22 protein-coding genes, 3 tRNA genes and 4 rRNA genes are annotated in these 26,390 nt (G+C 52.5%); 12 read left to right on the top strand and 17 right to left on the bottom strand.

Annotation, left to right across the window (positions count from 1 at the left end; all coding sequences use genetic code 11):
• Positions 1-45: 45 nt before the first annotated feature.
• From trkA to def, 4 genes are read right to left on the bottom strand one after another with little or no spacing between them, the layout of a single operon-like run.
• Entirely contained in the window at positions 46-1,422 is a 1,377-nt protein-coding gene (gene trkA, locus NQH49_RS17610) for a Trk system potassium transporter TrkA (protein WP_007891694.1), read from the bottom strand.
• A gap of 31 nt (positions 1,423-1,453) precedes the next feature.
• A complete protein-coding gene (rsmB, locus tag NQH49_RS17605; RefSeq protein ID WP_256697623.1) occupies positions 1,454-2,740 on the bottom strand; it encodes a 16S rRNA (cytosine(967)-C(5))-methyltransferase RsmB in 1,287 nt (428 codons plus the stop codon).
• A 45-nt stretch (positions 2,741-2,785) separates the two neighbouring features.
• On the bottom strand, positions 2,786-3,730 hold the full coding sequence (gene fmt / locus NQH49_RS17600; protein ID WP_256697622.1) for a methionyl-tRNA formyltransferase: 945 nt from the start codon (positions 3,728-3,730) through the stop codon (positions 2,786-2,788).
• Positions 3,731-3,759: 29 nt separating this feature from the next.
• A complete protein-coding gene (def, locus tag NQH49_RS17595) occupies positions 3,760-4,272 on the bottom strand; it encodes a peptide deformylase (RefSeq protein WP_008104717.1) in 513 nt (170 codons plus the stop codon).
• Positions 4,273-4,387: 115 nt separating this feature from the next.
• Between def and dprA the strand changes: the two genes are divergently transcribed.
• The 5 genes from dprA to aroE are packed head-to-tail and all read left to right on the top strand — an operon-like array spanning position 4,388 to position 7,936.
• Entirely contained in the window at positions 4,388-5,512 is a 1,125-nt protein-coding gene (gene dprA, locus NQH49_RS17590; protein ID WP_256697620.1) for a DNA-protecting protein DprA, read from the top strand.
• Positions 5,484-5,957, top strand: coding sequence for a DUF494 family protein Smg (smg, locus tag NQH49_RS17585; protein WP_007891699.1), 474 nt, complete (start codon positions 5,484-5,486; stop codon positions 5,955-5,957). The genes dprA and smg overlap by 29 nt, the downstream gene beginning before the upstream one ends.
• A 27-nt stretch (positions 5,958-5,984) precedes the next feature.
• Positions 5,985-6,539, top strand: coding sequence for a DNA topoisomerase family protein (locus tag NQH49_RS17580; RefSeq protein ID WP_256697618.1), 555 nt, complete (start codon positions 5,985-5,987; stop codon positions 6,537-6,539).
• Positions 6,536-7,111 carry an L-threonylcarbamoyladenylate synthase type 1 TsaC gene (gene tsaC / locus NQH49_RS17575; RefSeq protein WP_256697617.1) on the top strand — a complete coding sequence of 192 codons (576 nt, stop codon included), beginning with the start codon at positions 6,536-6,538 and terminating at the stop codon, positions 7,109-7,111. The genes NQH49_RS17580 and tsaC overlap by 4 nt, the downstream gene beginning before the upstream one ends.
• Positions 7,112-7,114: 3 nt before the next feature.
• Positions 7,115-7,936 (top strand): shikimate dehydrogenase, encoded by an 822-nt coding sequence (gene aroE, locus NQH49_RS17570; RefSeq protein ID WP_256697616.1) that lies wholly within the window; start codon positions 7,115-7,117, stop codon positions 7,934-7,936.
• Positions 7,937-7,945: 9 nt separating this feature from the next.
• Here the strand turns inward: aroE and NQH49_RS17565 are convergent, their stop codons facing one another.
• Complete coding sequence (locus NQH49_RS17565) at positions 7,946-8,500, bottom strand: gamma carbonic anhydrase family protein (RefSeq protein WP_256697615.1); 555 nt, start codon at positions 8,498-8,500, stop codon at positions 7,946-7,948.
• A gap of 491 nt (positions 8,501-8,991) precedes the next feature.
• Here NQH49_RS17565 and NQH49_RS17560 point away from each other — a divergent pair.
• The 7 genes from NQH49_RS17560 to rrf (NQH49_RS17530) all read left to right on the top strand — a co-directional run bounded on the left by NQH49_RS17560 (position 8,992) and on the right by rrf (NQH49_RS17530) (position 14,444).
• Positions 8,992-10,531 (top strand): 16S ribosomal RNA (locus NQH49_RS17560).
• 73 nt (positions 10,532-10,604) lie between these two features.
• Positions 10,605-10,681: transfer RNA gene (locus NQH49_RS17555), tRNA-Ile, on the top strand.
• Between the two features lie 116 nt (positions 10,682-10,797).
• Positions 10,798-10,873: transfer RNA gene (locus NQH49_RS17550), tRNA-Ala, on the top strand.
• 201 nt (positions 10,874-11,074) lie between these two features.
• Positions 11,075-13,980: ribosomal RNA gene (locus NQH49_RS17545) — 23S ribosomal RNA — on the top strand.
• 105 nt (positions 13,981-14,085) lie between these two features.
• Positions 14,086-14,201 (top strand): 5S ribosomal RNA (gene rrf / locus NQH49_RS17540).
• Positions 14,202-14,216: 15 nt separating this feature from the next.
• A tRNA-Thr gene (locus tag NQH49_RS17535) sits at positions 14,217-14,292 on the top strand.
• A 36-nt stretch (positions 14,293-14,328) separates the two neighbouring features.
• Positions 14,329-14,444 (top strand): 5S ribosomal RNA (gene rrf / locus NQH49_RS17530).
• Together the 16S, 23S and 5S rRNA genes with 3 tRNA genes alongside form the textbook arrangement of a ribosomal RNA operon.
• Positions 14,445-14,594: 150 nt before the next feature.
• On the opposite strand, the gene NQH49_RS17525 is transcribed toward rrf (NQH49_RS17530), so the two are convergent.
• The 12 genes from NQH49_RS17525 to accB all read right to left on the bottom strand — a co-directional run bounded on the left by NQH49_RS17525 (position 14,595) and on the right by accB (position 26,374).
• Positions 14,595-15,356, bottom strand: a complete 762-nt coding sequence (locus NQH49_RS17525) for an amino acid ABC transporter ATP-binding protein (RefSeq protein ID WP_061720213.1) — start codon at positions 15,354-15,356, stop codon at positions 14,595-14,597.
• A gap of 8 nt (positions 15,357-15,364) precedes the next feature.
• Positions 15,365-16,465 carry an amino acid ABC transporter permease gene (locus NQH49_RS17520; RefSeq protein WP_061720212.1) on the bottom strand — a complete coding sequence of 367 codons (1,101 nt, stop codon included), beginning with the start codon at positions 16,463-16,465 and terminating at the stop codon, positions 15,365-15,367.
• A gap of 15 nt (positions 16,466-16,480) precedes the next feature.
• Positions 16,481-17,659, bottom strand: coding sequence for an amino acid ABC transporter permease (locus NQH49_RS17515; protein ID WP_256697614.1), 1,179 nt, complete (start codon positions 17,657-17,659; stop codon positions 16,481-16,483).
• A 66-nt stretch (positions 17,660-17,725) separates the two neighbouring features.
• On the bottom strand, positions 17,726-18,751 hold the full coding sequence (locus NQH49_RS17510) for an amino acid ABC transporter substrate-binding protein (RefSeq protein WP_256697613.1): 1,026 nt from the start codon (positions 18,749-18,751) through the stop codon (positions 17,726-17,728).
• A 543-nt stretch (positions 18,752-19,294) separates the two neighbouring features.
• The gene (gene fis, locus NQH49_RS17505; RefSeq protein ID WP_007891954.1) at positions 19,295-19,591 is read right to left on the bottom strand and encodes a DNA-binding transcriptional regulator Fis; all 297 of its coding nucleotides are present in this window, start codon (positions 19,589-19,591) and stop codon (positions 19,295-19,297) included.
• A 24-nt stretch (positions 19,592-19,615) separates the two neighbouring features.
• Positions 19,616-20,581 (bottom strand): tRNA dihydrouridine synthase DusB, encoded by a 966-nt coding sequence (gene dusB, locus NQH49_RS17500; RefSeq protein ID WP_036648759.1) that lies wholly within the window; start codon positions 20,579-20,581, stop codon positions 19,616-19,618.
• 390 nt (positions 20,582-20,971) lie between these two features.
• Complete coding sequence (locus NQH49_RS17495; protein WP_256697612.1) at positions 20,972-21,661, bottom strand: carbonic anhydrase; 690 nt, start codon at positions 21,659-21,661, stop codon at positions 20,972-20,974.
• Between the two features lie 241 nt (positions 21,662-21,902).
• The gene (gene prmA, locus NQH49_RS17490; protein WP_256697611.1) at positions 21,903-22,784 is read right to left on the bottom strand and encodes a 50S ribosomal protein L11 methyltransferase; all 882 of its coding nucleotides are present in this window, start codon (positions 22,782-22,784) and stop codon (positions 21,903-21,905) included.
• Between the two features lie 11 nt (positions 22,785-22,795).
• Positions 22,796-24,241, bottom strand: a complete 1,446-nt coding sequence (panF, locus tag NQH49_RS17485) for a sodium/pantothenate symporter (RefSeq protein WP_061720208.1) — start codon at positions 24,239-24,241, stop codon at positions 22,796-22,798.
• Positions 24,231-24,473 carry a YhdT family protein gene (locus NQH49_RS17480; protein ID WP_008102001.1) on the bottom strand — a complete coding sequence of 81 codons (243 nt, stop codon included), beginning with the start codon at positions 24,471-24,473 and terminating at the stop codon, positions 24,231-24,233. The genes panF and NQH49_RS17480 overlap by 11 nt, the downstream gene beginning before the upstream one ends.
• Positions 24,474-24,545: 72 nt before the next feature.
• On the bottom strand, positions 24,546-25,895 hold the full coding sequence (gene accC / locus NQH49_RS17475; protein WP_008101999.1) for an acetyl-CoA carboxylase biotin carboxylase subunit: 1,350 nt from the start codon (positions 25,893-25,895) through the stop codon (positions 24,546-24,548).
• Positions 25,896-25,906: 11 nt separating this feature from the next.
• Positions 25,907-26,374, bottom strand: coding sequence for an acetyl-CoA carboxylase biotin carboxyl carrier protein (accB, locus tag NQH49_RS17470; RefSeq protein WP_256697610.1), 468 nt, complete (start codon positions 26,372-26,374; stop codon positions 25,907-25,909).
• Positions 26,375-26,390: the final 16 nt, after the last annotated feature.

Raw genomic sequence — 26,390 nt, 5'->3', positions numbered from 1 at the left:
AATGGATTAAGCAAAATTTTCACGGCGGGCCTTTGCCCGCAGCTTTTATAGGAAGAATGGACTTGGCTGGAATAGGCGCTCTACATCGGGTACAAACTTCTTATCCGTCAGGAACATAATTACGTGATCGCCCTGTTCAACACGCACGTTATCATTGGCGATAATTACTTCATCACCGCGCACTACAGCACCGATAATGGTTCCCGGCGGCAGCTTAATATCTTCTATTAGGCGTCCAACCACGCGAGAAGTTGTTTCATCGCCATGTGCGATAGCTTCAATGGCTTCTGCAATACCGCGACGCAACGAAGAAACGCCAACGATATCTGCTTTACGTACGTGGCTAAGCAGCGCTGAGATGGTGGCTTGTTGTGGCGAGATCGCAATGTCGATCACGCTGCCTTGAACAAGATCGACATAGGCGCGGCGCTGGATCAGCACCATCACTTTCTTAGCGCCCATTTTCTTGGCCAGCATGGCCGACATAATATTAGCTTCATCATCGTTAGTGACCGCAATGAAGAGATCCACCTGATCGACATGCTCTTCGGCCAGCAATTCCTGATCCGAAGCATCGCCGTAAAACACGATGGTATCGTGTAATCGTTCGGCCAGTTCCGCCGCACGCTGTTGATTACGTTCAATCAATTTCACGCTGTACTGTTTTTCGAGGCGCTGCGCCAATCCAAAGCCGATATTGCCGCCACCAACCAGCATGATGCGCTTATATGGTTTTTCCAGACGCTGCATCTCACTCATCACCGCGCGAATATGCTGGCTCGCGGCAATGAAGAACACTTCATCGCCAGCTTCCACAATCGTAGAACCCTGCGGCCGAATTGGGCGATCCTGACGAAAAATCGCCGCGACTCGCGTATCAATATGCGGCATATGTTCCCGCATGATCGACAAAGGATTTCCGACCAGCGGGCCGCCATAATAGGCTTTTACCACCGCGAGGCTCACTTTGCCTTCGGCAAAATTCACCACCTGAAGTGCGCCAGGATACTGAATCAAACGGTAGATATTGTCGATCACCAACTGCTCAGGAGAGATCAGATGATCAATCGGCACGGCTTCCGGTACAAACAGCTTTTCAGCATCACGTAAGTATTCAGCGGCGCGAATACGCGCGATACGATTGGGCGTATTGAAAAGCGAATACGCAATCTGACAAGCCACCATGTTGGTTTCATCGGAGTTGGTTACCGCCACCAGCATATCCGCATCTTCAGCACCGGCTTCACGCAAAATACGCGGATGTGATCCGTGACCATGCACGACGCGCAGATCAAATTTGTCCTGCAACACGCGTAAACGCGTCGCATCGCTATCGACGACGGTGATATCGTTATTTTCCCCGACCAGATTTTCTGCCAGGGTTCCGCCGACCTGGCCGGCGCCGAGGATAATGATTTTCATGGCTTAGATGCTCTTGTCAGTGTGCGCAGCACTATTTTTTCATCAGCTTAGCGTAGAAGAAGCCGTCGCCGCCATCGATGGTCGGGAAAACCTGCCAGCCATTATCCTGGCCCTGTGGCAACGTCTCGGCCACGGCGTCGCTGTGCGCTGCCAAAAAGGCACTGATTTGATTGTGATTCTCTTCCGGCAATATTGAGCAGGTGGCATATATCATCGTGCCGCCAGATCTCAGACGCGGCCAAACGGCCTCAAGAATTTCACGCTGCAGATTCGCGAGCTCAGGAATATCACGATCGCGACGCAGCCACTTGATGTCTGGATGACGACGAATTACACCTGTGGCAGAGCAGGGCGCATCGAGCAGTATGCGATCAAACTGCATATCACCGCACCATTCTGCCGGTGTACGGCCATCGCCCTGACGCACTTCAGCCTGCATGCCTAAGCGCTGCAAGTTCTCATGCACGCGAAGCAGGCGTTGCGGGTCAACATCGACCGCTAATACTTTGGCCTGCGGCGCGATTTCGAGGATATGTGTGGTTTTACCACCCGGAGCAGCGCAGAGATCGAGAATAGATTCCCCATCTTTTGGCTCAAGCAGCAGTGCGCAACGTTGTGCTGAAAGATCCTGCACCGTTACCCAACCTTGATCGAAACCCGGCAGCTGGCTAACTGGAGTGGGTGATTCCAGACGCAATGCATCTTGCGCATCGCCAGGAAAAGCCACTTTCTCTTCTGCCTGCAATAGCGCCAGCCAGGCATCACGACTGTGATGCTGGCGATTGACGCGCAGCCACATCGGCGGTCGCAGATTATTGGCTTCAACAATCTGTTGCCACTGTTCTGGCCATGCAGCTTGCAGACGTTTCAGCAACCAGCTTGGGTGCCAGTAACGTTGCGAACCCTGATCGACTTCGGCTAACAGCGCTTCTTGCTGGCGCAGGAACTGGCGTAACACGCCGTTTAACAGGCCTTTCAAAGCCGTACGCTTCAGCACTTCAGCACCTGCTACGGTTTCTGCCAGTGCAGCATGGGCTGGTACGCGGGTATAAAGCAGCTGATAAAGGCCAACCATCAACAGGTAATGCAATACTCGCTGCTTACCGGTTAAGGTGCGCTCCATCAGTTTGCCGATTAAGGCTTCCAGCTGCGGCAGCGTGCGCATCACGCCAAAACAGAGCTCTTGCAGTAACGCGCCATCTTTATCGGATAGGTTCTTTTGCGCGCTCGGCAAAATGGCACTCAGCGATTCGCCTTTGTCCACAACGCGTTCAATGAGTTGCGCGGCCAGGCTGCGCAAGTTGGTAGCTTTTTTCATGTTATTTCATCAAACAAAAAACCCGGTCAAACCGGGCTTGGAGGATCAGGCCAGAACGATTCCAGGTACGAACCATTCGCGGCGCGAATTGAGCAGGTCCTGAGCGGACATGGCTTTTTTACCGGCAGGTTGCAGCGATACCAGATTCAGCACACCATCGGCCGTTGCAATCTGAATGCCTTGTTTATCAGCATGAACGATTTCACCGGGTTGTTTGTTCTGATGCGGCAAAACCGTTGCCTGCCACACTTTTACCGGTTGTTCTTCAATCATGAAATAGCTCATTGGCCATGGATTGAAGGCACGAATACAACGTTCCAACTGCGCTGCTGAAAGTGACCAATCGAGTCGTGCTTCTTCTTTACTCAGCTTCTCGGCATAAGAGGCCAGCGCTTCATCCTGAACTTCTGGCTTAGCATTACCACTTGCCAGCAGACCCAGCGTTAACAGCATGCCTTGTGGACCGAGTTGCGCCAGCTTCTCATACAGCGAAGCGCTGGTGTCTTCCGCCGTAATTGGGCAGGAGAGTTTATGCAGCATGTCGCCGGTATCAAGGCCAACATCCATCTGCATAATGGTGACACCGGTTTCGCTATCGCCGGCCCAGAGAGAGCGCTGGATGGGTGCCGCACCGCGCCAGCGTGGCAGCAGCGAACCATGCACATTAATACAACCCAGGCGCGGCATCACCAGTACGGCTTTCGGCAGGATCAAGCCATAAGCGACCACCACCATGATATCGGCCTGTAGATCGGCAACCAGATGCTGGTTCTCTTCAGGCTTCAGGGATTTCGGCTGAAATAAGGGGATATCGTGCGCCTGTGCCAGGACTTTTACCGGGCTTGGCGTAAGCTTGTTTCCGCGTCCAGCTGGACGATCGGGCTGGGTAAAGACGCCAACAACCTGATGCTCAGAAGCAAGCAGCGCGTCTAAATGACGCGCTGCAAAGTCAGGTGTACCGGCAAAGATAATTTTGAGCGGTGCAGACACAGTTTAACCTTCTATTAGCACTTAATCTTCTAATCTTCGCGTGCGTTAAGGCGGGCCAATTTTTCCAGCTTCTGTTTGATACGCTGACGTTTCAGTGGCGACAGATAATCGATGAAAAGTTTGCCATCGAGATGATCGATTTCATGCTGGATACAAATCGCCAGCAGACCGTCGGTTTCCAGCTCAAAGCTTTTGCCGTCGCGATCCTGCGCACGCACTTTTACCCACTCTGCGCGCGGCACAAATGCACGTTGTTCAGGGATGGAAAGGCAGCCTTCTTCAATACCGGTTTCACCGCTTTTTTCCAGCAGTTCCGGATTGATCAGCACCAAACGCTCGTCACGGTTTTCTGAAACATCAATAACAATGATGCGCTGATGAATATCGACCTGAGTCGCCGCTAAACCAATACCTTCTTCGGCGTACATGGTTTCAAACATGTCGTCGACAATACGCTGAACGTCTGCGTTTACGGTTGCCACCGGCGCAGCGATTTTGCGAAGGCGGTCATCAGGGAAATGTAATACCTGCAAAACTGACATAAATATCCAGATCTGTATGCGTTAAAGAAAAGATTACTGCCTCATATTGTAGACTTTTTGATGCCTGATTGACAGCATTGCACCGCATGATAGCGCGGCTGACAGGGAGTGCAGCATGGAGAGAATTGAATGGATGCTTAGGCTGGCAAATGTGAAAGGCTTAAGCGGTCAGGTTGTCAGACAGTTAGCTCATGCATTGCAGAGTAATGCTCAGGTTGATGACGATCTTTTACAGGATCAGGGATTAAACGAAACCCAGCGACAACAGTTTAAAGTGCTGTGTCCACGCCAGTTAGAACGAACGCGTCTGTGGCTGGAGGATGAACAGCATCACTTAGTTTCCTGTATCGATGAGCATTATCCCTCGGCGTTAGCGGAAATTAGTCGACGTCCCTCATTGTTGTATGTCGCTGGAAATTTGGATGTCTTGCAGACGCCTCAACTCGGTGTCGTGGGCAGCCGTCATTGCACGCATTATGGTAAGCAATGGGGAAGCTGGTTTACTCAGCAATTGGCGCTGAGTGGATTGACCATCACCAGCGGTCTGGCGCGCGGAATTGATGGCGTGGCGCATCGGGCCGCGCTAGAAGTGCAAGGTAAAACTGTGGCAGTGTTAGGTAGCGGACTACAGCATATTTACCCTAAAAGTCATCAAGCGCTGGCACGCGAGATCATCACTGGCGGTGGCGCACTGATCTCGGAATTCCCCCTTGATACAGCACCGCATGCGGTGAATTTTCCCCGACGTAATCACATCATCAGTGGTTTAAGCCTTGGCGTATTGGTGATTGAGGCCACTTTGAAAAGCGGATCGCTGGTGACGGCACGCTACGCTTTGGAACAAAATCGTAACGTTTATGCGTTACCCGGCGCGCTAGGCAATCCCGGCAGTGAAGGAACGCACTGGCTTATCCAGCAAGGCGCGCTGCTGGTGGCGCATCCCAACAATATCCTTGAAGATTTACATTCAACACTTCAATGGTTGCCTGATAGCAGTTCAGAAACAATATATTCACAACACAGTGACGATGTGCCATTGCCATTTGCAACTGTGTTGGCTAACGTAGGTGATGAGGTTACACCTGTTGACGTCGTCGCTGAACGTGCCGGCCAACCTGTGCCAGTTATCGCAGCTCACCTGCTGGAGCTGGAGTTAGCAGGATGGATCGCAGCTGTACCCGGCGGCTATGTCCGATTGAGGAGGGCATGCCATGTTCGACGTACTTATGTACTTGTTTGAGACGTATATCCACAACGAAGCTGAAATGCGCGTTGATCAGGATAAATTGACCGATGATTTAACCGATGCCGGTTTTCATCGTGAAGATATCTACAATGCGTTGAATTGGCTTGAACGGTTAGCGGATTATCAGGAAGGCTTGGTTGCGCCTGTACTCATGGCAAACGATCCGCTCTCAATGCGAATCTACACCGAAGAGGAAAACCAGCGCTTAGATGCAGAATGTCGCGGTTTTATTTTGTTCCTGGAACAGGTCCAGGTGCTGAATATGGAAACGCGCGAAATGGTCATCGAACGTGTAATGGCCCTTGATACCCTCGAATTCGATCTTGAAGATCTCAAATGGGTAGTGTTGATGGTGCTGTTTAACATCCCAGGATGTGAAAACGCCTATCAGCAAATGGAAGAACTGTTATTCGACGTCAATGAAGGTATGCTGCATTAATAATCTGCGATTGATGCAACCGGTAATATGAGTAAATCAGCACTATTCTCCGTGCCTAAACACGATCCCTGCCCCGCTTGCGGGGCAGAATTAGTTATACGTTCTGGCAAACACGGCCCTTTTCTGGGGTGTGTGAATTATCCCACCTGCGATTACATCCGCCCGCTGAAAAGTCAGGGAGATGGTCATGTCGTTAAAGTACTGGAAGGCCATGCGTGCCCGCAGTGTGGCGCAGACAAAGTTCTGCGTCAGGGACGATTTGGCATGTTCGTGGGTTGCAGTCATTATCCGGAATGTGATTACACCGAAACCATCGATAAGCCAGATGAAACAGCTATCGCCTGTCCGCAATGTCAGAACGGTAAACTGGTACAACGGCGCTCGCGCTATGGCAAAACCTTCTACTCCTGCGATCGCTATCCAGATTGTCAGTTTGCCCTTAACGCAGCGCCGGTTGAAGGCGTTTGCCCGCATTGCCAGTTCCCATTATTAATAGAGAAGAAAACCGCACAAGGCATGAAGCGCTTCTGCGCCAGCAAACGCTGCGGTAAGCCTATCGTCCAGGACGAATCATCATCATGAAGCCAAGTCAGTATTCAGCGGGTAGTCTCGATTATTGCATTGAGAAACTACAGCAACAGGAAGTTATCGCCTATCCAACCGAAGCCGTGTTTGGATTGGGCTGCGATCCCGACAGTGAAGAAGCCGTAATGGCGCTTTTGGCGCTCAAGCAGCGTCCAGTCGAGAAGGGACTCATTTTGATTGCAGCCGATTACGCGCAGCTGGAACCTTATATCGCGGATCGTGAACTCTCGGTGCTGCAGCGCGAACGTATGTTTGAAAGTTGGCCTGGCCCGGTAACCTATGTGGTGCCCGCCTCGCCACATACGCCGCGCTGGTTAACCGGGCGTTTTGACTCTCTGGCCATCCGCGTTAGCGATCATCCGCACGTACAGGCTTTGTGTCGTGGTTTTGGTAAACCTCTGGTTTCGACCAGCGCCAATCTTTCCGGCGAACCGCCATGCCGTAATGCGGATGAGGTTGCTAAGCAATTTGGTCCGCAGTTCCCGGTCTTGCATGCTGAAACAGGTGGGCGACTGAATCCTTCTGAAATCCGCGACGTCATTAGCGGTGAACTTATCCGTCAGGGCTAATACATGGAAAATTTTGCCGTTTTTGGTCATCCCATTGCGCATAGCAAATCTCCTTTCATTCACCGCCTGTTCGCTGAGCAAACTGGCATTGAGCATCGATATGGCAAGGAGTGCGCGCCACTTGAGGGATTTCCACAGTCGATCGCGGATTTTTTTGCGCAAGGCGGTAAAGGTGCCAATGTCACACTGCCTTTTAAACAGCAGGCGTGGGAATTTGCCGATGAGCTCAGTGAGCGCGCGGCATTATCTGGTGCGGTTAATACCTTAAAGAAAGATGCGCAGGGCAAGATCTTCGGGGATAACACGGATGGCATCGGCTTGCTCAGCGATCTGGAACGATTGCAGATGATCCATCCCGGCGATCAAATTCTGCTGGTGGGCGCCGGTGGTGCTGCGCGTGGTGTGATCCTGCCTCTGCTTTCATTCGGATGTTCGCTGGTGGTGGTGAATCGCACCGTGGAACGCGCCGAGCAGCTGGTAGAGATTTTCCAGCATAGCGGGGATATTAAAGCGGCCAGCTTAGAGCAATTAGCAGATCAGCAATTTGATCTGATCATTAATGCGACCTCAAGTGGTGTTGATGGCAAAGTTCCGGCGTTGGCCACATCGCTAATTCATGCGCAAACGCGGTGCTACGACATGTTTTATCAACAAGGTTTGACACCATTCTTAGTGTGGTGTCAGCAGCAGGGCGCGCAGCAGCTGGCGGATGGCGTTGGTATGTTAGTGGGTCAAGCCGCTCATGCTTTCCATTTATGGCATGGCGTGATGCCAGAGATCACGCCAGTGATTGCCAAACTAAAGCAGTCGATGCAGCAGGGATAAGGTTGGCTATCAGGGATGAGTTTGGCTTTCCTGATCGAGATATTCATTCTTCCAACCCACATAGTTGTTGGACGAATAAAGCAGCCCGGCAATCTCCGCTTCACTGAGTGGGCGCACTTGTTTAACCGGGCTGCCTAAATACAGGTAGCCACTTTCCAGCCGTTTACCTGGCGGCACCAAACTGCCAGCGCCAATCATCACATCATCTTCAACGATCACGCCGTCCAGTAGAATGGATCCCATACCAACCAGTACGCGATTGCCGATAGTACAGCCGTGCAGCATCGCCTTATGCCCTACTGTGACATCTTCGCCGACAATCAGCGGATAACCTTCTGGGTTGCTGGTGGACTTGTGAGTGACATGCAGTACGCTGCCATCCTGAATATTGCTTCTTTTACCTATCATCACTTTATTGACGTCACCGCGAATAGCAACCAGCGACCAGATGCTGACGTCATCGGCAAGTTGTACTTCACCCACCACCACGCTGCTGCTGTCGATCATCACGCGGTCGCCTTGTTGCGGAAAATGGTTCTTATAAGGTCGTAGGGCTGTAGACATGAGCTTCTCCTTTTACGTTTTTACCAAGCCTGCGGCTTAAAAGTCGGATAAACAAGATGATTTTTGAGCGGATCGCTCGCGATCGCAGCGAAAAGAGTGAAAACTCGGCAGTCGATTAAAAAGATCGAAAAAAGGGGTTGTGCAAAAAATTCGGATCCCTATAATGCGCCACCACTGAGACGGCAAAGCGGCAACGCAGACGGCTCAGCAGGGAGTGAAGAAATTCATCCCGCCGGATGAAAACGCTGAAAAAAGTGTTTGACTCCGAAGGAGAGTAGCGTAGTATACGCCACCTCGCGACAGACGGTTCAGCCGCTGCTCGCAACGCTCTTTAACAATTTATCAGACAATCTGTGTGGGCACTCGCAGGATTGATATCAGCGTCTTAGGACGCAACAAAATATCAAAGCCTCACGAGTGAACACATAATGAAATTCATTATGACGTTTTACAGATGAGCACCGCTGAACTTGTTTCAGCAAATCAAACTTAAATTGAAGAGTTTGATCATGGCTCAGATTGAACGCTGGCGGCAGGCCTAACACATGCAAGTCGAACGGTAGCACAGAGAGCTTGCTCTCGGGTGACGAGTGGCGGACGGGTGAGTAATGTCTGGGAAACTGCCCGATGGAGGGGGATAACTACTGGAAACGGTAGCTAATACCGCATAACGTCGCAAGACCAAAGTGGGGGACCTTCGGGCCTCACACCATCGGATGTGCCCAGATGGGATTAGCTAGTAGGTGGGGTAATGGCTCACCTAGGCGACGATCCCTAGCTGGTCTGAGAGGATGACCAGCCACACTGGAACTGAGACACGGTCCAGACTCCTACGGGAGGCAGCAGTGGGGAATATTGCACAATGGGCGCAAGCCTGATGCAGCCATGCCGCGTGTATGAAGAAGGCCTTCGGGTTGTAAAGTACTTTCAGCGGGGAGGAAGGCGGTGAAGTTAATAGCTTCACCGATTGACGTTACCCGCAGAAGAAGCACCGGCTAACTCCGTGCCAGCAGCCGCGGTAATACGGAGGGTGCAAGCGTTAATCGGAATTACTGGGCGTAAAGCGCACGCAGGCGGTCTGTCAAGTCGGATGTGAAATCCCCGGGCTTAACCTGGGAACTGCATTCGAAACTGGCAGGCTAGAGTCTTGTAGAGGGGGGTAGAATTCCAGGTGTAGCGGTGAAATGCGTAGAGATCTGGAGGAATACCGGTGGCGAAGGCGGCCCCCTGGACAAAGACTGACGCTCAGGTGCGAAAGCGTGGGGAGCAAACAGGATTAGATACCCTGGTAGTCCACGCCGTAAACGATGTCGACTTGGAGGTTGTTCCCTTGAGGAGTGGCTTCCGGAGCTAACGCGTTAAGTCGACCGCCTGGGGAGTACGGCCGCAAGGTTAAAACTCAAATGAATTGACGGGGGCCCGCACAAGCGGTGGAGCATGTGGTTTAATTCGATGCAACGCGAAGAACCTTACCTACTCTTGACATCCACGGAATTTAGCAGAGATGCTTTAGTGCCTTCGGGAACCGTGAGACAGGTGCTGCATGGCTGTCGTCAGCTCGTGTTGTGAAATGTTGGGTTAAGTCCCGCAACGAGCGCAACCCTTATCCTTTGTTGCCAGCGGTTCGGCCGGGAACTCAAAGGAGACTGCCAGTGATAAACTGGAGGAAGGTGGGGATGACGTCAAGTCATCATGGCCCTTACGAGTAGGGCTACACACGTGCTACAATGGCGCATACAAAGAGAAGCGACCTCGCGAGAGCAAGCGGACCTCATAAAGTGCGTCGTAGTCCGGATCGGAGTCTGCAACTCGACTCCGTGAAGTCGGAATCGCTAGTAATCGTAGATCAGAATGCTACGGTGAATACGTTCCCGGGCCTTGTACACACCGCCCGTCACACCATGGGAGTGGGTTGCAAAAGAAGTAGGTAGCTTAACCTTCGGGAGGGCGCTTACCACTTTGTGATTCATGACTGGGGTGAAGTCGTAACAAGGTAACCGTAGGGGAACCTGCGGTTGGATCACCTCCTTACCTGAAGATACCTTCCCGCGCAGTGCTCACACAGATTGTCTGATGAAATTAAAGAAGAGCGTAAAACGCCTGCAGGCTTGTAGCTCAGGTGGTTAGAGCGCACCCCTGATAAGGGTGAGGTCGGTGGTTCAAGTCCACTCAGGCCTACCAAATTCTTCCAGTTTCCGCGTTGTGCCGATAGCTCGCATACTTGAGTATGCTTCGCATCGACACGCCTTGAACCTGAAAGAATTCTCCTGGTAAGCACGCGTTTTGCAAAACTCTATGGGGCTATAGCTCAGCTGGGAGAGCGCCTGCCTTGCACGCAGGAGGTCAGCGGTTCGATCCCGCTTAGCTCCACCATCAACGACCCCACGTTGATAACTAACTTCAGAATGTATCCTCGGGTACATTGCGAAGTTATTGCTCTTTAACAATCCGGAACAAGCTGAAAATTGAAACGACGTGTTGGTTCATTTCTCCGTAATAAGAAATGAATAACAACATGTTCGAGTCTCTCAATGCCTGCAGTCCGCAGCGTTGCAAAACGCCTGTGGGTTGTGAGGTTAAGCGACTAAGCGTACACGGTGGATGCCCTGGCAGTCAGAGGCGATGAAGGACGTGCTAATCTGCGTAAAGCGTCGGTAAGGTGATATGAACCGCTACAGCCGACGATGTCCGAATGGGGAAACCCGGTGCACTCAGTGCATCATCGCAACATGAATACATAGTGTTGCGAGGCGAACCTGGGGAACTGAAACATCTAAGTACCCAGAGGAAAAGAAATCAACCGAGATTCCCCCAGTAGCGGCGAGCGAACGGGGAACAGCCCAGAACCTGAATCAGTTTGTGCGTTAGTGGAAGCGTCTGGAAAGTCGCGCGATACCGGGTGATAGCCCCGTACACGAAAGTGCACATACTGTGAGTTCGAAGAGTAGGGCGGGACACGTGGTATCCTGTCTGAATATGGGGGGACCATCCTCCAAGGCTAAATACTCCTGACTGACCGATAGTGAACCAGTACCGTGAGGGAAAGGCGAAAAGAACCCCGGCGAGGGGAGTGAAACAGAACCTGAAACCGTGTACGTACAAGCAGTGGGAGCCTCTTTAATGGGGTGACTGCGTACCTTTTGTATAATGGGTCAGCGACTTATATTCTGTAGCAAGGTTAACCGTATAGGGGAGCCGCAGGGAAACCGAGTCTTAACTGGGCGTTAAGTTGCAGGGTATAGACCCGAAACCCGGTGATCTAGCCATGGGCAGGTTGAAGGTTGGGTAACACTAACTGGAGGACCGAACCGACTAATGTTGAAAAATTAGCGGATGACTTGTGGCTGGGGGTGAAAGGCCAATCAAACCGGGAGATAGCTGGTTCTCCCCGAAAGCTATTTAGGTAGCGCCTCGTGAACTCATCTTCGGGGGTAGAGCACTGTTTCGGCTAGGGGGCCATCCCGGCTTACCAACCCGATGCAAACTGCGAATACCGAAGAATGTTATCACGGGAGACACACGGCGGGTGCTAACGTCCGTCGTGAAGAGGGAAACAACCCAGACCGCCAGCTAAGGTCCCAAAGTCATGGTTAAGTGGGAAACGATGTGGGAAGGCACAGACAGCCAGGATGTTGGCTTAGAAGCAGCCATCATTTAAAGAAAGCGTAATAGCTCACTGGTCGAGTCGGCCTGCGCGGAAGATGTAACGGGGCTAAACCATGCACCGAAGCTGCGGCAGCGACACTATGTGTTGTTGGGTAGGGGAGCGTTCTGTAAGCCGTTGAAGGTGTGCTGTGAGGCATGCTGGAGGTATCAGAAGTGCGAATGCTGACATAAGTAACGATAAAGCGGGTGAAAAGCCCGCTCGCCGGAAGACCAAGGGTTCCTGTTCAACGTTAATCGGAGCAGGGTGAGTCGACCCCTAAGGCGAGGCTGAAAAGCGTAGTCGATGGGAAGCAGGTTAATATTCCTGCACTTGGTGTTACTGCGAAGGGGGGACGGAGAAGGCTAGGTTATCCGGGCGACGGTTGTCCCGGTTTAAGCGTGTAGGCTGATATCTTTGGTAAATCCGGGATATCTTAAGGCTGAGGCGTGACGACGAGCCACTACGGTGGTGAAGTAACTGATGCCCTGCTTCCAGGAAAAGCCTCTAAGCTCCAGGTAACACGAAATCGTACCCCAAACCGACACAGGTGGTCAGGTAGAGAATACCAAGGCGCTTGAGAGAACTCGGGTGAAGGAACTAGGCAAAATGGTGCCGTAACTTCGGGAGAAGGCACGCTGGCGCGTAGGTGAAGGGACTTGCTCCCGGAGCTGAAGCCAGTCGAAGATACCAGCTGGCTGCAACTGTTTATTAAAAACACAGCACTGTGCAAACACGAAAGTGGACGTATACGGTGTGACGCCTGCCCGGTGCCGGAAGGTTAATTGATGGGGTTATCCGCAAGGAGAAGCTCTTGATCGAAGCCCCGGTAAACGGCGGCCGTAACTATAACGGTCCTAAGGTAGCGAAATTCCTTGTCGGGTAAGTTCCGACCTGCACGAATGGCGTAATGATGGCCAGGCTGTCTCCACCCGAGACTCAGTGAAATTGAAATCGCTGTGAAGATGCAGTGTACCCGCGGCAAGACGGAAAGACCCCGTGAACCTTTACTATAGCTTGACACTGAACATTGAGCCTTGATGTGTAGGATAGGTGGGAGGCTTTGAAGCGTGGACGCCAGTCTGCGTGGAGCCAACCTTGAAATACCACCCTTTAATGTTTGATGTTCTAACGTAGGCCCGTAATCCGGGCTGCGGACAGTGTCTGGTGGGTAGTTTGACTGGGGCGGTCTCCTCCCAAAGAGTAACGGAGGAGCACGAAGGTTGGCTAATCCTGGTCGGACATCAGGAGGTTAGTGCAATGGCATAAGCCAGCTTGACTGCGAGAGTGACGGCTCGAGCAGGTGCGAAAGCAGGTCATAGTGATCCGGTGGTTCTGAATGGAAGGGCCATCGCTCAACGGATAAAAGGTACTCCGGGGATAACAGGCTGATACCGCCCAAGAGTTCATATCGACGGCGGTGTTTGGCACCTCGATGTCGGCTCATCACATCCTGGGGCTGAAGTAGGTCCCAAGGGTACGGCTGTTCGCCGTTTAAAGTGGTACGCGAGCTGGGTTTAGAACGTCGTGAGACAGTTCGGTCCCTATCTGCCGTGGGCGCTGGAGAATTGAGGGGGGTTGCTCCTAGTACGAGAGGACCGGAGTGAACGCACCACTGGTGTTCGGGTTGTCATGCCAATGGCACTGCCCGGTAGCTAAGTGCGGAAAAGATAAGTGCTGAAAGCATCTAAGCACGAAACTTGCCCCGAGATGAGTTCTCCCTGACTCCTTGAGAGTCCTGAAGGGACGTTGAAGACTACGACGTTGATAGGCCGGATGTGTAAGCGCAGCGATGCGTTGAGCTAACCGGTACTAATGACCCGTGAGGCTTAACCTTACAACGCCAGAGGCGTTTTGGTCTGAGAGACCGGATTTTCAGCTTGTTTTACGGATTAAAGATTTAGCAGAAGCGGATGTTATTCGTTTTTGCGCAAAGAATTTGCCTGGCGGCTTTAGCGCGGTGGTCCCACCTGACCCCATGCCGAACTCAGAAGTGAAACGCCGTAGCGCCGATGGTAGTGTGGGGTCTCCCCATGCGAGAGTAGGGAACTGCCAGGCATCAAATTAAAGTGTGCTGATATGGCTCAGTTGGTAGAGCGCACCCTTGGTAAGGGTGAGGTCCCCAGTTCGACTCTGGGTATCAGCACCAGTTTTAAAGCGTGAGTTCGGTAAATTACAGAATTTGCCTGGCGGCTTTAGCGCGGTGGTCCCACCTGACCCCATGCCGAACTCAGAAGTGAAACGCCGTAGCGCCAATGGTAGTGTGGGGTCTCCCCATGCGAGAGTAGGGAACTGCCAGGCATCAAACACAAAAGCCCTGAACGAAAGTTCAGGGCTTTTTTGTATGCATCAAAACCGTCTATGCCCGCCAAAAGCACCCCATTAAAATTGCAGTTATAAAAAAGCCCCTGCTTTGCAGCAGAGGCGCTTTTCAATCTCACTATCTGGATATTAATGAATAACCTGCGACAGAAACGCACGCGTACGTTCTGATTTCGGGTTAGCGAAGAACTCCTGAGGTGGAGCTTCTTCCACGATTTCACCGCGATCCATAAAGATCACGCGATCCGCCACGGTACGCGCAAATCCCATCTCATGGGTAACACACAGCATGGTCATGCCATCTTCTGCCAGGCCAATCATCGTATCGAGCACCTCTTTGACCATCTCAGGATCGAGCGCTGAAGTTGGCTCATCAAACAGCATAATTTTCGGCTTCATACAGAGTGAACGAGCGATAGCCACGCGCTGCTGCTGACCACCCGAAAGCTGGCCGGGAAACTTATGCGCATGCTCGGCAATGCGCACACGCTGGAGGTAATGCATGGCCAACTCTTCCGCTTCTTTCTTCGGCATTTTGCGTACCCAAATCGGCGCCAGCGTACAGTTTTGCAGAACCGTGAGATGCGGGAAAAGATTGAAATGCTGGAAAACCATACCTACTTCGGTACGAACGCGTTCGATATTGCGCACATCGTGATTGAGATGGATACCATCCACCACGATACGTCCTTGCTGATGTTCTTCGAGGTGGTTGATGCAACGAATTGTCGTCGATTTACCCGAACCAGAAGGTCCGCACAGTACGATACGTTCACGTGGTTTTACTTTTAGGTTGATGTCTTTCAGTACATGGAACTGGCCGTACCATTTGTTAACGTTTTCGAGTGTAATCATCATGGCATCAGCCGCATTAGTCATAGTTTGTGTCATGTTAAACCTCAGTGCGATGCACGCCCGGTGTGAAAACGCTTCTCCAGATACTGGCTATAGCGCGACATGCTAAAACAGAAAATCCAGTAAACCATGGCAGCAAACACATAGCCTTCTGTCGACATCCCCAACCAGGTTGGGTCGACGGTGGCTTGCTGCACGCTACTGAAGAGATCGAATAGGCCGATGATGATCACCAGGCTGGTATCTTTAAACAGGGCAATGATGGTATTCACCAGGCCGGGAATGGTCATCTTGAGTGCCTGCGGTAAAATCACCAGCATCTGGGTTTTCCAGTAACCCAGCGACAGTGATTCCGCAGCTTCATATTGGCCTTTCGGTAGCGCCTGCAAACCGCCGCGTACCACTTCTGCGACATAAGCGGACTGGAACAAGATCACGCCAACCAGTGCACGCACCAGTTTGTCGATGGTGGTGCCTTCCGCCATAAACAGCGGCAGCATCACCGATGACATAAACAGTACGGTTATCAGCGGTACGCCACGCCAGAACTCAATGAAGATGATCGAAAGTGTACGCACCACCGGCATTTCTGAGCGGCGTCCCAGCGCCAGTAAAATCCCCAACGGCAGTGCGCCGGCAATCCCCACTGACGCGATAATCAGCGTCAATGTCAGGCCGCCCCACTGGCGAGTCTCTACGCGCTCTAAACCGAAATAGCCGCCATACATCAGGAACCAAACCACAATCGGATAGACCACCGCCCAGCAGGCGATATAGCGACCGCGACGCGGCATTGATTTGATGAACATCGGAATGATCGAGAGCAAGCCGATGACCAGCGACAGATTGATGCGCCAGCGCAGCTCATGCGGATAGAGTCCATACATAAACTGGCCAAAGCGTGCATGGATAAACACCCAACATGCGCCTTCTTTGGTGCAATCTGCGCGCGTCTCACCAATCCAGTTAGCCTGAAATACCAGCCAGTTCAAGGCCGGAGGAATCACGTTCCAGATAAGCCAGATACTGAATAGCGTCAGCAGCGTATTCAGCCAACTGGAGAACAGATTTTTGCGTGCCCAGAGCCAAGCCTTACTCAGTGGGTTGGTCGGAATCGGCGGTGTTTCATGTGTAGTAACAGACATAATGATCCCGTTCTCTTAACGCTCAACCAGCGCAATTTTGCGATTGTAGAGGTTCATCAGCAGTGAAATGATCAGGCTGATAATCAGGTAGACCGCCATGGTAATCGCAATAGTTTCAATCGCCTGACCGGTTTGGTTCAGCACGGTGCCGGCAAACAGCGAAACCATGTCTGGATAGCCGATAGCGGCCGCCAGCGATGAGTTTTTCACGATATTGAGATACTGGCTGGTCAGTGGCGGGATAATCACACGCATGGCCTGCGGGATAATCACCTGACGCATGGTTACTGGATTAGGTAAACCGAGCGAACGTGCGGCTTCATTTTGACCATGCGGTACCGACTGAATACCAGAGCGAATTACTTCGGCTATAAACGACGAGGTATAAACCGACAGCGCGAGAGTCAACGCAGCGAGCTCAGGGATCATTACGAAACCGCCGCGGAAGTTAAATCCACGCAGTTCTGGCACATCCCAATGCATGGCAGCGCCAAACAGGGTATGAGCAATCAGCGGCAGCAAAACCAGCAGCCCAACCGCAGCCGGCCAAGTGCGACGCAGTTGACCGGTTTTAAGCTGATGCTTACGGTTGTAGCGGAACAGCGCCACGCAACCCAGCACCGCTAACGCCAGCGCGATCAGAAATGGCCAGGTGCCAGGCGCGTACTCGGGCCACGGGATATACAAACCGCGATTGCTGACGAATGCTAAATCAAACGCGTTGAGTGCCTGACGCGGGCCGGGCAGGTTACGCAGTACCGCAAAGTACCAGAAAAAGATCTGCAGCAGCGGCGGGATATTACGGAAGGTCTCGATGTAAATGGTTGAAAGCTTGCGCAGCAGCCAGTTCTCAGACAAGCGAGCCAGGCCAACGGCAAAGCCAAGGATCGAAGCGAAAACAATACAGAGCGCGGAAACCAGCAGGGTATTGGTCAACCCCACCATAAACACGCGCGCGTAGGTGTCGCCTTCGGTGTATTCGATCAGGTGCTGGACAATGCCGAAGCCGGCACTGCGATCCAGAAACCCGAATCCGGAAGTGATGCCACGATTGGCCAGGTTGATTACGGTGTTGTGGATTAGATATCCCACCACAGCAAGCACGGCAACAATCGCGACGATCTGGTAAAGCCAGGCGCGAACCGTAGGATTACCGAACGAAAAATCCCTTTTTACGGTTGGGCGTTGCGACATGTTAAAACCTCAGTGAAGATTACGCGTGGGCACCGCAGGATGCGGTGCCCGACTGGCAGGACGGAATTAACGAACTGGCGGAGCGTACTGGATGCCGCCCGCATTCCACAGCGCATTCTGGCCGCGTTTAATTTTCAGTGCGCTGTCTTTACCGACGTTACGGTCGAACACTTCCTGATAGTTACCTACTTGTTTGATGATGTTGTAAGCCCACTTGTTATCGAGCTTCAGGTCTTTACCGAAGTCACCTTCCGCGCCCAGCAGATGTGCCATATCCGGTGTAGTTGGCTTGGCTACCATGTCATCGACATTTTTAGAGCTGATACCCATCTCTTCCGCGTTCAGCATGGCATACAGCGACCATTTAACGATGGTGAACCAATCGTCATCACCGCGACGCACAACGGGACCCAGCGGCTCTTTGGAGATCACTTCTGGCAGTACGATGAACTCGTCTGGCTTGCCAAGTTTAATACGCAGCGCATACAGCTGAGATTGGTCGGATGCGAGGGTGTCGCAACGGCCGCTGTCGAGCGCTTTGGCGGATTCGTCAGAGCGGTCAAAGGTCACTGGCGTGTACTGCATTTTGTGGGTTTTGAAGTAGTCAGCCACGTTCAGCTCGGTATCAGTACCGGCCTGAATACACACGGTGGCACCATCCAGCTCTTTAGCACTTTTCAGACCGGCTTTCTGGTGAGTCAGGAAGCCGATACCGTCGTAATAGTTCACGCCTGCAAACAGGAAGCCCATGCCGCCATCGCGCGATGAGGTCCATGTGGTGTTACGAGACAAGATGTCCACTTCACCGGACTGCAGCGCGGTGAAGCGCTCTTTTGCGGTCAACGGGGTGTATTTCACTTTGGTTGCGTCGCCAAATACTGCGGCAGCCGCTGCGCGGCATACATCCACGTCAATACCGGTGAATTTGCCGTTAGAGTCAGCATAAGAGAAGCCTGGCAGGCCGTCACTGATGCCGCACTGTACAAAACCTTTCTTTTTAATGGTATCCAGCGTGGTGCCAGCGTGCGCTTGTTGAGCAACGGCGAACAGCGAGGCTGCAGCAACCAAAGTGGAAAGCATCATCTTTTTCATAAAGCATCCTGTGTGGCGATATCGTGTGTTGTTATGTTTGCGCGCACTTTAATGTGCGCTGTTTTCTGTCTGTGGTGGTTAGCCATTCATAACTCTGCAAACCTGATGCCAGGTTTGCAGAATCCTGAATTCTCTGGAAAGATCTTTTAATAAACTGAAGCACTCAGAAGATTCTGACTAATATGGCGCACCAAAAGGCAGCATGACGAGACGACACGATCACAAATAGTGCAAAAAGTTTCACTATATGGAAGCAGTGTGAGCTAACGCTCAGGAGTGGGTGTATGAGTTTGCACGCTTACGGCCGAAGCGGTTAATGATCACAGAGAGAGCGGGCTGAAGCGTGATGAAGGATAAATAGGCGCGAAGTAAAATGGAGAAAAAGGTGTTGCTAAGGGGGAGGGGATATCACTACGGAAATTGCAACTATCGTTACCATTATCGCGCCAATTGTTTCATGCGTTGCTAACGTCAGGAAATTATCCGTGCTGCAGAAACAAAAACGCCAGCCGCAAGGCTGGCGTTATCGCAGCAACGAACAGATTAGTTCATGCCGTATTTTTTCAGCTTCTTACGCAGGGTACCGCGGTTGATACCCATCATCAGAGCTGCACGGGTCTGGTTGCCACGGGTGTACTGCATCACCATGTCCAACAGAGGCTGCTCGACTTCTGCCAATACCAGCTCATACAGGTCACTCACATCCTGACCGTTCAGTTGAGCAAAATAGTTCTTCAGTGACTGTTTAACCGAATCACGCAGTGGCTTTTGGGTCACCTGATCCTGAGAGTTAACGGTAGAAACGGTGAGTACGTCAGAATTTACGCGTTGTTCGAACATAGTTCTTTCAGCTCTTTATTTCGTTTACGCAAGATTTTCGAAGTATGCCTCCAACGCCTCCAGCTGTTCGCTGGCATCCTCTATGGCGTTGAATGTGCGCCGAAACTGGTCATCAGGAGCACTTTCCTGCAAATACCAGGAAACGTGTTTTCGGGCAATACGGTATCCTTTGCGCTGACCGTAAAAGTCGTGCAGCTCCCGTATGTGTCCAATCAGCATTTGCTTCACTTCAGCCAGCGGCTTCGGTGCCAGCAGCTCCCCTGTGTCCAGATAATGCTGGATTTCCCGGAAGATCCACGGTCTTCCCTGAGCGGCACGGCCAACCATAAGAGCATCGGCTCCGGTATAGTCGAGCACCGCTCTGGCTTTATGCGGGTCAGTAATGTCGCCATTCGCGATGATCGGAATGGAAACGCTCTGCTTAACTGTCCGAATGCTGTCGTATTCAGCAAATCCCTCAAACAAACAGGCGCGCGTGCGGCCATGAATGGTGAGAGCCTGAATGCCACAGCGTTCAGCCAATTGGGCAATCTCTACACAATTACGATTTTCTTTGTCCCAGCCGGTGCGAATCTTCAGCGTAACCGGTACATCCACTGCATTGACGACCGCGGTGAGAATCGACTCCACCAGTTGCGGATGTTGCAGCAGCGCTGAACCTGCCATCTTACGATTCACTTTTTTGGCTGGGCAGCCCATGTTGATATCGATAACCTGCGCGCCAGACGCCACATTAATGCGCGCGGCAGCAGCCATCTCATCAGGATCGCAACCGGCAATTTGCACGGCGCGAATACCAGGCTCGTCACTATGCACCATACGCAAACGGGATTTGTCACTGGCCCAAACTTCCGGGTTCGACGACAGCATCTCGGAGACAGTCATACCGGCGCCGTTCTCATAACACAGGGTGCGAAATGGCTTATCGGATACTCCGGCCATAGGCGCAGCAATGAGTCGATTACGTAGCTGATGTTGTCCAATGCGCATGAAAAAGAAGTGACCCTAACTGTTCGCAAGGCGGCGTATATTACGCATTTTTTAAAGAAGATGAAAGGCCAAACTTTGAACAATTCGCCGTTAGAGAGAGGGGAAATCAACTTATCAGCCACAAGGAAAGGTATTAATCATTATATTTCATATGATTAAAAAAATATGATGGAATTGTGTACAAAAATTTTTCTCAAAACATGACCAAAATCACAACATAAAAACCGCCACTTCAGGTAATTAGCGAAAGAAATGACGCCACAATGATTATTAATTGAGCTACTTAGTTACGTTAGCTTAACGTCTTTTCCGCCAATAGTGGATTGAATGTCACTCCCCTGGAGCGCGCATGCAGAGGGAGTGACGGATGTAACCTCAGTTATCAAGTCACTATTCAATAATCACGCGACCATTCAGCGGCTGCACAGGACGACTGTTGCCATGTTCACCCAACAATGTGGTGAACGTTTTGAGCTGTTCAGCAGATGCCGAAACAGTTTGCTTCATCACTAACCAGCGCACACCTTCGGTGCAAGGTGGCGTCGTAAGCGAACCACTAAAGCGAAAGTAGTTCTTTTGACCCGGAATCAGAGCGCTGAGATTGAGTGGCTGTTGCAGGGCCACCTCTTTGTTAACTTCAGCGGGTAACTCACGCAGTACCTCTGCCAGCGCAGGGTTTTCCGACCCGGCTTCAAACATCACGCCAACCACCGCCAGATGGCCCTCTTCGCTAGCATGGACGAAATGCGCAGCCAGCGGAAAGCGTTTGCCATCAATCAGATTTTCGCTCGGCGTATGGAAGTGGAACTGACGCAGCGTATAAGCTTCGCCATCCAGCGTCAGCGCATCGCCATCCTTGACGTTGATCTGGATGGTGTGACCGTTATTGATGATGGATTTTTGTTTGGCTTGATAGCTCAACGTCAGCGGCGGCAGTTGTCCATTCACCACCTTGCGGATATCGACAGGCGACTGGTTCACACCGCTTTTACAGGTGTGATAATCGGCGTGCAAGTTGCCCCACTCATCTGGTGCTTCATAAGACCAGTTGGAGCTATGGGCGTGCGTGAACGACGCCATGCTTGTCAGAAAAGCGAGCAAACAAAGTTTCTTTATCATAATCAATTACTTTCAGCGATTTATCGAAGTGAAATGCCCTAAAAGACATTGCCAAAAGGGATAGCGCTATCGCCTGAAGCAGGATTGTAATGATTGAAATGTAAAGAAACGGCAGTAGATGAGAAGGGCTGGCGCTTTGAGACGGGTCTCAGAAAAATAGAACGGCTTGCCAGTCAGTTAGCCCGACTGGCAAGCGGGCAGATTAGCGGCGTACGCCGGTGATGCGGCACCACTCTTCTTTCTCGGCAACCGCGTCGAGTGCAAAACGATCGGCGTAAGCTTCACACACGCTTTCGGCCTGGCTCGCCAGCACGCCGGACAATCCAAGATGCCCACCGGCTTTCGGCAGCACGCTAATCAGCGGCGCCAGCTCGCGCAGCGGACCAGCGAGGATGTTGGCGACCACCACATCAGCCTGCAGGTTTTCCGGCTGCTGGTGGGGCAGATAGAGCGCCAGACGCTCAGAGACGCCATTACGTTCGGCATTATCGCGGCTGGCCTGGATCGCCTGCGGATCGATATCAATACCGATCGCCTGCGCTGCGCCTAATTTTAGTGCGGCAATAGCGAGGATGCCGGAGCCGCAGCCAAAGTCGATCACCGTTTTGCCTTGCAGATCCAGCCCATCAAGCCAGGTCAAACACATCGACGTGGTGGGATGCGTGCCGGTGCCAAATGCAAGGCCCGGATCCAGCATCACGTTGACGGCATCTGGATCCGGCACATCGCGCCAGCTCGGGCAGATCCACAGACGCTCACCGAAACGCATTGGGTGGAAGTTATCCATCCATTCACGTTCCCAGTCTTTATCTTCGATCTGCTCGATCTTATGGCGAAACGCGGATCCCAGCAGCGGATGCTGGCTTAACTCGGCCACCACATCGCTCATTTCGGTTTCGGCGTCGAACAGGCCGATGACATCGGTATCGCCCCACAGCAGCGTTTCGCCCGGCAGCGGCTCGTAAACCGGATTGTCGTGCGTATCCTGGAAAGTGACCGACACCGCGCCAACATCCATCAGCGCATCGCTCAGGGTTTCGGCGTTTTCACCGGTGCTGTTAATTTTGATTTGAATCCAAGGCATAGCGTTTCTCTTTATTCCAGTGCCGCTGCATGCGTTGCAGGCGTGCGGCCAAACAGATTACCCACCAGGAAGGCCAGCAGGCTTAAGGTCAATGACGGAACGATTGGGTGGAAACCCCACCATTCAATGTTCAGGCTGGCAAGCAGCGTATAGCATCCCGCGCCGACCAGCATGCCGCTGATCGCACCGGTAGAGTTGGCGCGCTCCCAATACAAGCCCAGTACCAGCGGCCACAGGAACACGGCTTCAAGACCACCAAATGCCAGCAGATTCAGCCAGATAATCATATCGGGTGGATTCCACGCCGCCAGTAGCAGCAGCACGCCAAGCACGAAAGTGATAGTGCCTGACAGCATGCGCAGGCGCGCCTCATTTTCACTGTGCTGCGGTGCAATACGCAGGTAGAGATCTTTGATCAGCGTAGCGGAGGATTGCAGCAGCTGCGCGTTAATGGTCGACATAATGGCCGCCATTGGCGCCGCAAGAAATACGCCCGCCGCCATCGGCGGTAACACGGTAATCATCAGCGTGGGGATCACGCGATCGGGGATGGTGAGATCGGGCAAAATCACGCGGCCCAGCGCACCGGCCAGATGCATGCCAAGCATCAGGATCACTACCACAATGGTGCCGAGCACAATGCCACGATGCATCGCTTTGCTGTCTTTATACGAAATACAGCGCACCGCAGTGTGGGGCAAACCAATCACACCGAAACACACCAGTACCGCAAACGAGCTGAGGAAGGTTGGATTGATGACATTGCCAACGCCTTCCGGCGACGTCAGTTGTGGATCGATGTTGTGCAGTTTGGTTACTGCGCTTTCCAGCCCGCCCGCCTGGTGAATTACCGCGAAGAGGAGCAGGAAGGTGCCGATCAGCATCACCATGCCTTGCATCGCATCGTTCAGCACGCTAGCGCGGAAGCCACCGAAAGCAGTGTAGAGCGCGATGGTGCCACCGAAGATGAGCAGGCCGGTGTCGTAAGGAATACCCGCAGCGGTTTCCAGCAGACGCGCGCCACCGATGAACTGCACGGTCATCGCGCCAATAAACGCCACCAATAAACTGATACTGGAGAGCCAAATCAGTAACGTGCTGCCGTAGCGGCCATAAAGCATGTCGTTAAGCGTCACAGCATTGTAACGACGCGCCAGAATGGCGAATTTCTTGCCTAATACGCCAAGAGAAAGCCAGACGGCGGGCACCTGAATCATTGCCAGCAGCACCCAACCAAGACCATATTTATAGGCTGCGCCGGGACCGCCAATGAATGAGCTGGCGCTGATGTAAGTGGTGGTGATGGTCATGGCCAGCACAAAGCCGCCCATCGAACGGCTACCGAGGAAGTATTCACTCAGGAAGTTGCCCTGACGCTGCTTGCGCATCGCAAACACCGACAGCGCAGCGATCAGCACCAGATAGGCCAACAGCGGAAGAATGATTTCAGAGTCCATCGTTATCCTCCAGCGACATGTCGCGGAACAGCACGCGCACCATTAGCCAGCACAACACAATAAACAGCAGCGGGGCGAACAGGCACGAAAGCTCAAACCATCTTGGTAAGCCAAAGAAGCCGATCTCATTGCCGCCCAGCCAGGCAGAAAGTCCCCAAACGGCAAGGTAGGCCAGCGTCAAATAAAACGACCAGCGCGCCTCTTTGTTCGCTTGTAAAAAACGCCAATCCATTATGTAACCTCAAAGGCGACAAAAATGAAAAAGGCCGGAGTTAACCGGCCTCTGTCTTACTCTGCGCTGCGATTACTTCTCTTGCAGGCCGAGTTTTTTCTCCAGATAGTGGATGTTAGTCCCACCCTGCTGGAAGTTTTCGTCGGACATGATTTTCATCTGCAGCTCAATGTTGGTCTTGATGCCGTCGATGATCAGTTCCGCCAGCGCATTCTTCATGCGCGAGATTGCCACGTCACGGTTTTCACCGTAGGTAATCAGCTTACCAATCATGGAATCGTAGTACGGTGGCACGCTGTAACCGGCATAGATATGCGATTCCCAACGAACACCGAAGCCGCCCGGCGCGTGGAAGCGGGTGATCTTGCCTGGGCTTGGCAGGAAGGTATTCGGATCTTCGGCGTTAATACGGCATTCCACCGCATGACCGCGAATCACCACGTCTTCCTGTTTGATCGACAGCGGCTGACCAGCAGCAATACGCAGCTGCTCTTTGATCAGGTCGACACCGGTGATCATTTCTGTCACCGGATGCTCAACCTGAATACGGGTGTTCATCTCAATGAAGTAGAACTCACCGTTTTCGTACAGGAACTCGAACGTACCTGCACCGCGATAGCCGATGTCGATACAGGCTTTAGAGCAGCGTTCGCCGATATAGCGACGCAGTTCCGGCGTAATGCCTGGCGCTGGTGCTTCTTCAACGACTTTCTGGTGACGACGCTGCATTGAGCAGTCACGTTCGGCCAGATAGATCGCGTTACCCTGGCCGTCGGCCAGCACCTGAATCTCGATGTGGCGTGGATTCTCGAGGTACTTCTCCATGTACACCATGTCGTTGTTGAAAGCCGCTTTGGCTTCCGCTTTCGTCATGTTGATGGATTGCTCAAGATCCTTGTCGCTACGCACAACGCGCATACCGCGACCGCCGCCGCCGCCGGAAGCTTTGATGATCACCGGATAACCGATGCGCTTAGCGAAGGCACGGTTTTTTTCCATGTCGTCGGTCAGCGAGCCATCAGAACCTGGCACGGTGGGTACGCCGGCTTTCTTCATTGCGGTGATCGCAGACACTTTGTCGCCCATCAGGCGAATGGTGTCGGCTTTCGGGCCAATGAAGATAAAGCCTGAGCGCTCAACCTGCTCGGCGAAATCGGCGTTCTCAGAGAGGAAGCCGTAACCCGGGTGAATAGCCACTGCGCCGGTAATTTCAGCGGCGGAGATCAGTGCCGGGATGTTCAGGTAGCTTTTGACCGAAGGTGGTGGGCCGATGCAGACGGTTTCGTCTGCCAGCAGCACGTGCTTCAGGTCACGGTCCGCGGTGGAGTGCACGGCAACAGTCTTAATGCCCAGCTCTTTGCAGGCACGCAGAATGCGCAGCGCGATCTCACCACGGTTAGCAATGACAATTTTATCCAGCATGCTTCGCCTCGTTATTCGATGATGACCAGCGGCTCGTCAAATTCAACCGGTTGGCCGCTTTCGACCAGAATCGCCTTCACAACGCCGGATTTGTCGGCTTCGATCTGGTTCATCATTTTCATCGCTTCAACGATGCACAGGGTGTCGCCGGCATTCACTTTCTGGCCAACTTCAACGAAGGCTTTCGCGTCTGGGCTTGGGGTGCGATAGAAGGTGCCCACCATCGGAGAACGCACGATATGGCCACTGATTTCTGGTTTAGCTTCTGCTGCAGCCGGTGCGGCAGGTGCCACAGCGGTCGCCAGCGCAGGCTGCTGCTGCATCATTGGCGCAGCATAAGCCTGCTGCATCATTGGGTAGCCGGCATTTGCAGGTGAACGGCTGATACGAACGGACTCTTCGCCCTCGGAGATTTCCAGCTCGGAGATGCCAGACTCTTCAACCAGTTCGATCAGTTTCTTAATTTTACGAATATCCATGAGTGTGGTTCCGTAC

It is taken from the genome of Pantoea trifolii, assembly GCF_024506435.1.
Classification (GTDB): Bacteria; Pseudomonadota; Gammaproteobacteria; order Enterobacterales; family Enterobacteriaceae; genus Pantoea; species Pantoea trifolii.
Note: the sequence above shows the minus strand (reverse complement) of the source record. Positions and strands in the feature narration are given on the sequence as shown.